The sequence below is a fragment of the Corynebacterium sp. 239_CJEI genome (assembly GCF_001055995.1).
Lineage (GTDB): Bacteria > Actinomycetota > Actinomycetes > Mycobacteriales > Mycobacteriaceae > Corynebacterium > Corynebacterium jeikeium_D.
Map to the genome: position 1 here is coordinate 1 of NZ_JVOW01000012.1, position 8,665 is coordinate 8,665.

The 8,665-nt window shown below is 57.1% G+C and carries 5 protein-coding genes, 1 tRNA gene and 1 other RNA gene; 3 read left to right on the forward strand and 4 right to left on the reverse strand.

Annotated elements, in window-relative coordinates; genetic code table 11:
• Positions 1–124: 124 nt before the first annotated feature.
• Positions 125–1,336: an IS110 family transposase gene (locus ADB08_RS03950; RefSeq protein ID WP_011273191.1), complete on the reverse strand. Its 1,212-nt coding sequence runs from the start codon at positions 1,334–1,336 to the stop codon at positions 125–127.
• Positions 1,337–1,682: 346 nt separating this feature from the next.
• Here ADB08_RS03950 and ssrA point away from each other — a divergent pair.
• Positions 1,683–2,067: a transfer-messenger RNA gene (gene ssrA / locus ADB08_RS11210) on the forward strand.
• 73 nt (positions 2,068–2,140) lie between these two features.
• On the opposite strand, the gene ADB08_RS03955 is transcribed toward ssrA, so the two are convergent.
• Together ADB08_RS03955 and ADB08_RS03960 are read right to left on the reverse strand one after the other, a co-directional pair.
• Entirely contained in the window at positions 2,141–2,980 is an 840-nt protein-coding gene (locus tag ADB08_RS03955) for a GDSL-type esterase/lipase family protein (protein WP_048733544.1), read from the reverse strand.
• 263 nt (positions 2,981–3,243) lie between these two features.
• Entirely contained in the window at positions 3,244–3,825 is a 582-nt protein-coding gene (locus ADB08_RS03960) for a PPA1309 family protein (protein ID WP_049171033.1), read from the reverse strand.
• Positions 3,826–3,976: 151 nt separating this feature from the next.
• Between ADB08_RS03960 and ADB08_RS03965 the strand changes: the two genes are divergently transcribed.
• Entirely contained in the window at positions 3,977–6,964 is a 2,988-nt protein-coding gene (locus tag ADB08_RS03965) for a UPF0182 family protein (protein ID WP_049171036.1), read from the forward strand.
• A gap of 184 nt (positions 6,965–7,148) precedes the next feature.
• Positions 7,149–7,222 (forward strand) — tRNA-Met (locus ADB08_RS03970).
• A 106-nt stretch (positions 7,223–7,328) separates the two neighbouring features.
• On the opposite strand, the gene ADB08_RS03975 is transcribed toward ADB08_RS03970, so the two are convergent.
• Complete coding sequence (locus tag ADB08_RS03975) at positions 7,329–8,513, reverse strand: IS256-like element IS3503 family transposase (RefSeq protein WP_015382061.1); 1,185 nt, start codon at positions 8,511–8,513, stop codon at positions 7,329–7,331.
• Between the last annotated feature and the right edge of the window lie 152 nt (positions 8,514–8,665).

The following is an 8,665-nucleotide window of genomic DNA, read 5'->3' on the forward strand; positions in this document are numbered from 1 at the left end:
GGGGGGTGTCCCTATGTTTTTGTCAAGTGCCAGACCGATGTTGACGAGCACAGTCTTGGGAGTAGTTTCTTAGGCGTGCCTAGGAGCCGGCCAGCGTGTGCTGGTCGGCTTCGTCTTTGGGGCTTTATGCGGCGACGGGGCGTGGCGGGATTTCGCGGAAGAACTCCTTGTTTTTCAGCATCGCGTAGATGACATTGCATCGGCGTCGTGCCAGGCAGATGACTGCTGCGTTGTGGCGTTTTCCTTCAGCGCGTTTGCGTTCGTAATACCGCCGTGACGGTTCGTGGCTGCGGATAACTGCGAATGCGGAGTAGAACAAGGCGTTTTTCAGTCGTTTATTGCCTGACCGTGCCGGGAATTCACCTCTGATCGACGAACCGGATCGTCTAGTCACGGGTGCTATTCCAGCATAAGCAGCTAAGTGGCCAGCACTAGCGAAGTCGGAGCCATCACCGATCGCAAGAAGGATCTGCGCTGCGGTCTTGATGCCGACTCCGGGCATACTCATCAAGACCTCACAAAGAGGGAAATCAGCGAGCATCTCTTCAACCTGCTCAGCAATGGTGTTTCGTTGCTCTTTGAGGGCCTGGATGTTTGCAGCCAGTTGAGGAATTACTAACTCGGCGGCATCGCTTCCAGGCACGGTGACTGTTTGAGCTTTCAGCGCTGTAAAAATGTCGTCTACCAGCGGGGTGGGGTCTTTACGTGTGCGCTTGATCATCCAGTTCAACACTCGTTGGTATCCGGCTCTTTTTAGCCCCTGCGGTCCCTTGTAATGGATCAATAATTCCAGGATCGGCGTGCGAGTCAGGGTGCTACCAGCAAAAACTCGTTCCAGGCTGGGGTAGATCTGGGTGAGGACACTGCGAAGCCGATTGACAGTGCGAGTGCAATCGCGGGCGATGTCATCATCGAAGCCGGACAGCATCTTTAGGGCGGAGAGTACCTCATCATTGCGGTCGACGGCACGTAGCGTGTGGGGCATTGTGCGGGCGGTGTCGGCGATGATGAATGCGTCGCGTTTGTCTGTTTTTGCACGTCCCGGATAGAGATCTGCAGCTTTGCGCATCGCAAGACCTGGCAGGTATCCGACTTCGCAACCGCAGTCCCGGGCTACAGCAATCGGTAGTGCGCCGATGGTGTTGGGTTGGTCGACGATCACGAGCACGGTGCCAAGCTTCTGAAGCTGGTGAAAAACGCCTGCTAGTTCGGATTCGAGTTGAGGCAACGGTTTGTCGAAGACCTTGTTGCCATCACGGTCTAAGGCGCAGGCGTGGTGTTCAGATTTGCCGACGTCTAACCCAAGGAATATGTCGATGGAATGCTCCGGAGACATGATGAGCTCCTAGAAAACGAGATGGGTATGGCGTTGTTCCAGTCGCTGGTGTCATGACCTTCGTTGCAAGCACCCACGTTACAAAGAGACCTAGTTTAAAACTGGCCGTGTCCCTATCAGCTGTCATCGAAAGTCCTGGCACCCGGCGGCAACACCCCCCGGATTATGGAAACTACAGGGCAGGTAAGCCATACCGGACCAGCGACTATCCCCATTATCGGGGACACTCACAAGGTAACGGGCTGTGGGCCTTGCGGCGAAGCTTGTTGACTTTTCCCGTCGTAAAGCGTTATTCTTGAACATCCTTTGAGCGCAACGCACTTTCCCGTGCTCGAAGGCATTGTACGGGGCTGACATGGTTTCGACACCGTACAGTGAGCCAGGGGAAGCGTGCCGGTGCAGGCTAGAGACCACCGTTTAAGCGTCGTAGCAACTGATTAAGCGCCGAGAACACTCAGCGCGACTACGCTCTCGCTGCCTAATTAAGCGACTAGCGTGTCTGTCAGACCGGGCTTGCCCTTTGGTCCGGACCCTGGCATCGACTTAAAAGGGCTCGCCCGATGGGTGTGCCGTAAGGCTCATCGGGGATCTTCTTACTTGCGGCTGGGCCCGTCATTCGGACATGTTTGCCTGAGCCGAAGGGTCGAGTAGAGGCGATCGTGCGAACTGCGCACGGAGAAGCCCTGGCGAGTTGGCGGTGGACCCGAGTTCAATTCTCGGCAGCTCCACAAATGGAAATCCCCGGTCATTACGACCGGGGATTTTTCGTTGTACTTGAAGACGTCTGAGCGACGTCGAAAGACCTTAGAAGGTGCTCTTGTAGACGTTGGCGATAGTGGTGCCAGCAACTGCCGAACCGTGGAAGGTCGGGTGGTTGGTCATGTTGTAGGAAGCAACATCGGTATCCAGAATTGCGGAGACCTGACGCTCACCGTCCGGACCGCACATTGCGACGTCGATGTTGGTGACCTCCTTCATGTTGACGAAACCGATACCGGATTCAGCGGCAGCACGCATCTGGCGGTTCTGCAGAGCCATCTCAAAGTGGTGCATACCGGCAGCCGGAATGTGCGGTGCAAAACCTGCGGCGTTAACCGGGCAAGCGTAGTGAGTCGGGTCATTAGAGGTGAAAGCCGGGTAACCAATCAGCATGACGCGAGCAGTTGGGTTAGCGGCCTTGATCTTCTCCACAGCGGCCACAACGTTGGTGGTGTACAGGTCATCCTGAACCGGCATTGGCAGCACAGCGCCCTGCATCGCGTCATTGGCGCCAACGTAGATGGTTACTAGCTGGGTAGCCGGGCCGAGGGAGCCCTGAGCGATGGCGTTGTCAACCTGGCCCATCAGGGACTTCTGCGGCTGAGTCGGCATGAAAGCGGTAGTGCCGTTGCAGGAGTAGTCGTGCAGTTCAAGGCCAGTTTCACGAGCAACGTGAGAGCCGATGTTCGAAACCGAAATCGGGCAGCCACCACGGCCCGGTACGGCCGGATCGGACTGACCCGGGTTAGCAGCGAAGGAATCGCCGAAGGCAACGTAGTTACCAGTAGGGAGAGCGTTGGCAACACCGCCAGTCAGGAGGGAGGCTGCCAGCGCAGAAGCTGCAGCTGCCGAGGCTGCTGCACGGCGAACAACGTTGTTCTTCATAATTAAAAACCTCTTAGTTGAAAACCTATAGAAGGAAAAACTCGCGCTACACTCGCGATTTCTTCGCCACAGACCGTCCCTGGAAGAACCAAGTCCGACAGAACCAAGTCCGACAGAACCCTGAGCAGATACTTAGAGACGTGCCTTTATCACTTTGTTATACAACTAGGTTCTAGTCCTGATGTCAACCGGAACCAGCTAGTTATATGGATATTCGACTCTTTCAACGCCTCTTGTTTGTCTCTTATCGCTGGTAGGTGGAGTTATGAGTTACTTCCGAACGTGGAATACAGCGCAGCGATGACACCATCGGCTACCCCAGAACCATCTTTTAGCTCAATCTCATCTTCAGCAAAGGGGCCACGCTCATCCAGTTCCGCTTCTGTGGGGCGCGGCTGAATCAGCGTTAGGTGTGGACCTTCACTGATAACACCACTGAAAAGACGTGCCTGACGAGCCGCCTCACCATCCGCCTGCGCCCGCACCTCATCCAGTGATGCACCCTCAAAACTGTCCGCCTGCTCCGGGGCAATCACCATAATCTCCTGCGCCAGCACGGCACCAACGACACCTGCCGGCCACGATGTCCGAGCGATAAAGTCCGCCAACTCAGGGCTACCACCTTCAATTCCCTCGGGGAGAGGTTCCTGCGCAACGACAGTCCGCGGGGCGCTGTCAATCAGCTCGTCGGCAAGCACGTCGGCAAGCGCGGCGGTGGGGACGAGGGCGAAGAGACTCGGGGCGCGGTCCCAACCTTCGGCGTGGACGTATTCGACAGCCTCGCGTACGGCGCGATTGAGTGCCTGCTGGCTGAGATGAGTCTGGGTTCCGCTGTTTTCGCTCATGACGCTTGACGACGCCCCTTTCCTGGCAACGCTGTATTAACAGCATCCTTAGTCAAATGTTAGGAACTTTATTTAGAGTAGATGACAGATAAGCGTACGACCGACTTACCAGCTCGCTGGCAAGTCAAGTTCAACTTGGACAGGAGAGACGTTGTCTCTAAACCAGACTCGACCGAGACGATCGGCGGGTGGCCGCCCGGGGTGGCTGGCAATTACCGTGTTGGTGATTGCCGCGCTGACCTTTGTTATTCCAATCGCCGTCAATTTTTATACGGACTTTCAGTGGTTCGGTGAAGTGGACTATCGAGGGGTATTCGCCACCACGTGGCTCACTCGTATCGTCCTGTTTATCACCGTAGGCCTGATAACGGGCGCACTGACATTTCTATCTATGTGGCTGGCGTGGCGCTCCCGTCCCGTCGACCTCGGGCTGACGGATCCGCGCAGCCCGCAGGCAGTGTACCGACGGATGGCTGAATCTGGTTCGAAGTCGATGTTCACCACGCTGCCTGTTGTATTCGGCGTACTCGGTGGCCTTGTGGGGCAGGGCAAATGGCAGACGGTGCAGCTGTTCTTAAACCGACAGTCCTTCGGTGAGACAGACCCGCAGTACGGCAAGGACTTGGGCTTCTATGCGTTCCAGTTGCCGCTGTGGTCGTACATCGTGTCGACGCTGGTTGTCCTGGTAGTTATTGCGTTCCTGCTGTCGCTGGTGACGCATTACTTCCTTGGTGGTATCCGCCCAGGTAATCCGACTACAGGGGAGAAGACCCGCGTTTCCAATGCGGCTCGTGCGCAGTTGGCGTGCTGGGCCGGTGTTTTCATGCTGCTCAAGGCTGTGTCTTACTGGCTGGACCGCTATGAACTGCTGAATAACAAGCAGAAGACCTTCACCGGTGGTTCCTACACCGATATCAATGCGCTGCTGCCGGCGAAAATTACGCTGCTGGTCATCGCAATTGTCGTGGCCACTGCATTCTTCGCAGCCATTTTCTTGCGCAATCTTTCCATCCCAGCGTTTGCCACCGTGCTGATGTTGGTTTCCGCCGGTCTGATTGGCGTGGCCTGGCCGATGGCAGTTGAGCAGTTCTCGGTTAACCCGAACCGCGCTTCCAAGGAACGCGAGTACATTGCGCGCAATATTGAATCGACGCGCTACCACTACGGGCTTACTGACGACAAGGTGAAGGTCGAGCGCGACTGGGGTGTTCCGGCTGAAAAGGAAGGCGATAAGGAAGCCGCGAAGGAAGGTGCGGATTCGATTTCGCGCGATGCCGCTACTCTGGCCAATATCCGAATTCTGGATCCGGAAGTGCTGCCACGTACCTTCACGCAGCAGCGCCAGCTGAAGAACTTCTATGGTTTCTCCGATCCGCTTGCCATTGACCGCTACCAGATTGATGGCGCGTCCCGTGACTTCATCGTCGCTGCTCGTGAGCTGAACCCGCAGACGCTGCAGGGCAACCAGACTGACTGGATCAACCGTCACACGGTCTACACCCACGGCAATGGTTTCGTTGCCGCGCCGGCTAACAAGGTCGATGAGGTTGCCTCTGAGTCCGGTTCCGCCCGCGGTGGTTACCCGTTGTACACCGTGGCTGATCTGTTCGAGTCCGAGGACCCGAACGGCATGAACCTGAACCTGAAGCAGCCGCGCATTTACTACGGTCCGGTTATCGCCAACAGCGATGCCGACTACGCGATTGTCGGCGGCAATGGTGACGGCAAGGACTACGAGTACGATGCTGACGGCCGAAACTTCACCTACGACGGTGAGGGCGGTGTTGGCGTTGGCGGACTTGCCAGCCGCATGATTTTCGCCACCCGTTACCAGGAACTCAACATCCTGCTGTCCGACCGCATTGGGTCGGACTCCAAGATTATCTACAACCGCGATCCGCGTGACCGTGTTCAGAAGGTCGCCCCATGGCTGACTACCGACACCAAGACGTACCCGGCTGTAGTCGATGGCCGTATGAAGTGGATCGTCGACGGCTACACCACGTTGGCCAAGATGCCGTACTCCCAGCGCATGAGTCTTCAGGAGACCACGCAGGACTCCATTAACCCGGATGGCACTCCACGCCCGCTGCCGAACAGCGAAGTCAGCTATATCCGCAACTCGGTCAAGGCGACCGTCGATGCCTACGATGGCACCGTTGAGCTCTACGAGTTCGATGAGAAGGATCCCGTATTGAAGGCTTGGGAGGGTGTCTTCCCAGGCGTGGTGAAGCCGAAGGCTGAAATTACGGAAGAACTGCAGGAGCACCTGCGTTACCCGGAGGACCTGTTCAAGGTCCAGCGTGAGCTGATGGCCAAGTACCACGTCAGCGATCCGGGTGTGTTCTTCGCCAACGATTCCTTCTGGTCCGTCCCGTCCGATCCGACCGCACCGGAAGAGAAGAATCTCTCCCAGCCGCCGTACTACGTTGTCGCTTCCGATCCGAAGACCGGAAAGCCGAGCTTCCAGCTGATTTCCGCCTTCCGCGGTCTGGAGCGCGAGTTCCTCGCCGCCCAGATGAGCGCTTCCTCCGATCCGGAGACGTACGGTCAAATCACCATCCGTGCCCTGCCGACCAACACCCAGACCATGGGTCCACGGCAGGCGCAGGACACGATGATGTCCGCAGATGAGGTCGCCCAGGACCGTACTCTGCTCGAGGGCACGAACGTGGTCACCAACGGTAACCTGCTGACGCTGCCGGTCGGCGATGGCGAGATTCTCTACGTCGAACCGGTCTACACCCAGCGCAAGGGCCAGGAGACCGCATTCCCGAAGCTGCTGCGTATTCTCGTCGCTTACCGCGGTCAGGTGGGCTACGGCGCCACGGTCACTGAGGCTCTGAGTCAGGTCGGTATCGATGCTTCCGCCGCGACCAAGGTCCGCGGTGAGGAAGAGACTGAGGAGCAGTCGGCGGATAAGGACAAGGATGCCGCTGACGCTGAGTCCGACGACGAGGCACCGAAGGAAGAGCGCAAGGTTGATGTCGCCGCGCGTGACGACGCCGCTCGCCGTATCTCCGACGCACTGCAAAAGCTTAACGACGCACAGAAGAACGGTGACTACGCGGCACAGGGCCAGGCACTTGCCGAGCTCGACCGCGCTGCCGCTGACTACCAGAAGGCCAACGGCCAGTAAGACGTGCAACGAGTAGTTAACCGAGAATCATAGGTTTCTATGGTCCGAAGACTCCCCAGGTTGTAGCGAAACCGGCTATGAACTGGGGATTGGTCTTTGTTGGGAGCGTCGTGCTACAGTTACTTCTCGTTGGTCAGAGAGACCAGCGCCCGCTGTGAGTGCTTGTAAAAGCCAGGACAGTTGACGCGGGGTGGAGCAGCTCGGTAGCTCGCTGGGCTCATAACCCAGAGGTCGTAGGTTCGAATCCTGCCCCCGCCACTAAGAAGAGACCCCTACCGGTGCAACGCCGGTAGGGGTCTTCTTTATTCTGGGGCCAAATCAGGGTTAAGTAAAGAAAAGTGTGTCTTTTCCGGGCGTGTTGCGGTTATTTGATCCAGCCTTTTTGGATGCCGAGGTTGTGTTGGTAGCTGGTGTCGATGGCGGTGTCGTATTCTGCTGGTGCACCGATGTCATTGGTAGTGGCTGTGGTGTTGTGGGTGATCAGGTCTGTTGCTGTGGAAAGTGCGTCTTGACCCCATCGTTGGTCCCTGGCGATCTTGACCGGATCGTCAGGGACTTCTGTATGTAGATACAGCCACCAATCCATCACTGTGCGTTGATGCGGTAGTGATAGTCCGCGGTGTCTGCGGGCTAGTTCTTTTATGGGGGCGTTGATGCCACCTTCGAGGCTGTTTGTTGTTGCTGCAAGGTTGTCGGGGTCGATGGTTGTTGGTGGGGGTTGCAGGTAGGTAAACAGCAGGTCTCTGCGGTGCAGAGATAGCAATGATTGATAGGCCGCTCGGACGCGTTGGTGGGTGTAGACCTTGGTGTAGGCGCCGGTAACGGGGTCTTTGATGGTGGTTTTCTCGTTCATCCATTCCCGGTAGGTGTGGTCGAATTCGTGCAGGTGGGCGACCCATGTGGATGCTTGGTCAAGGTCGGTGATGCGAGTGAGTTTCAGGGCTAGGCGGTAGAGGGTTTTGCCGGCATCGGTGCGGGGGTTGCTGGTGGTGTGGCGGCGGACTGTTCGTTGGGCGTGGACGAGGCAGCGTTGGATGCGTGTTGTTGGCCAGCAGTGGTGGATGGCTGATTGGGCACCTTGTCCGCCGTCTGTGACTGCGATTAGTGGTGCGGCAATGGGGCGTAGGAGTTCGGTGTAGGCGGCGGTGGTTTCGTGTCTGGCCCAGGTCCAGTTGATGACGTGGGTTTTACTGGCTGCGATCAGGAGGCATCCGGACTTTAGATAGGTCGCGTCGAGGAAGATTTGGTCATGGATGCGGAATGAGTCGATGGTGGGTGTGGGGATGATCCACCAGCACCATCGGAATCGGTGGTGCATGGTTTGCCTGGTTACGCCATGGTGTGCGGCGAAGGTGGTTAGAGATTGGGTGCCGGTGGCCCATTGGATGAACAAAGCCATGGTGGCGGTGTTTTTGTTGTGGGTTTGGGTGTTGCGGGTAAAGGAGTGTCCGCAGTGGGTGCAGCGCCAACGGGTGGTTGATTTGCTGGTGGTGCCGTTTTTCTTTGTGTTGTTGCCGCATAGTGGGCAGCTGGGGCGGTTGGTGGTCATCCTTTAATCCAACCGGTGTGCGGTTAGCACAAATGTGGCCGGAGGTGTGGGATGGTGTGGGTAATAGCTTTCGGGGAGCTATTCTTTGGTGATTTGTGGTGTGTGGTCTGGGGTTATGGTGGCATGCGGACACACTTTTCTTTACTTAACCC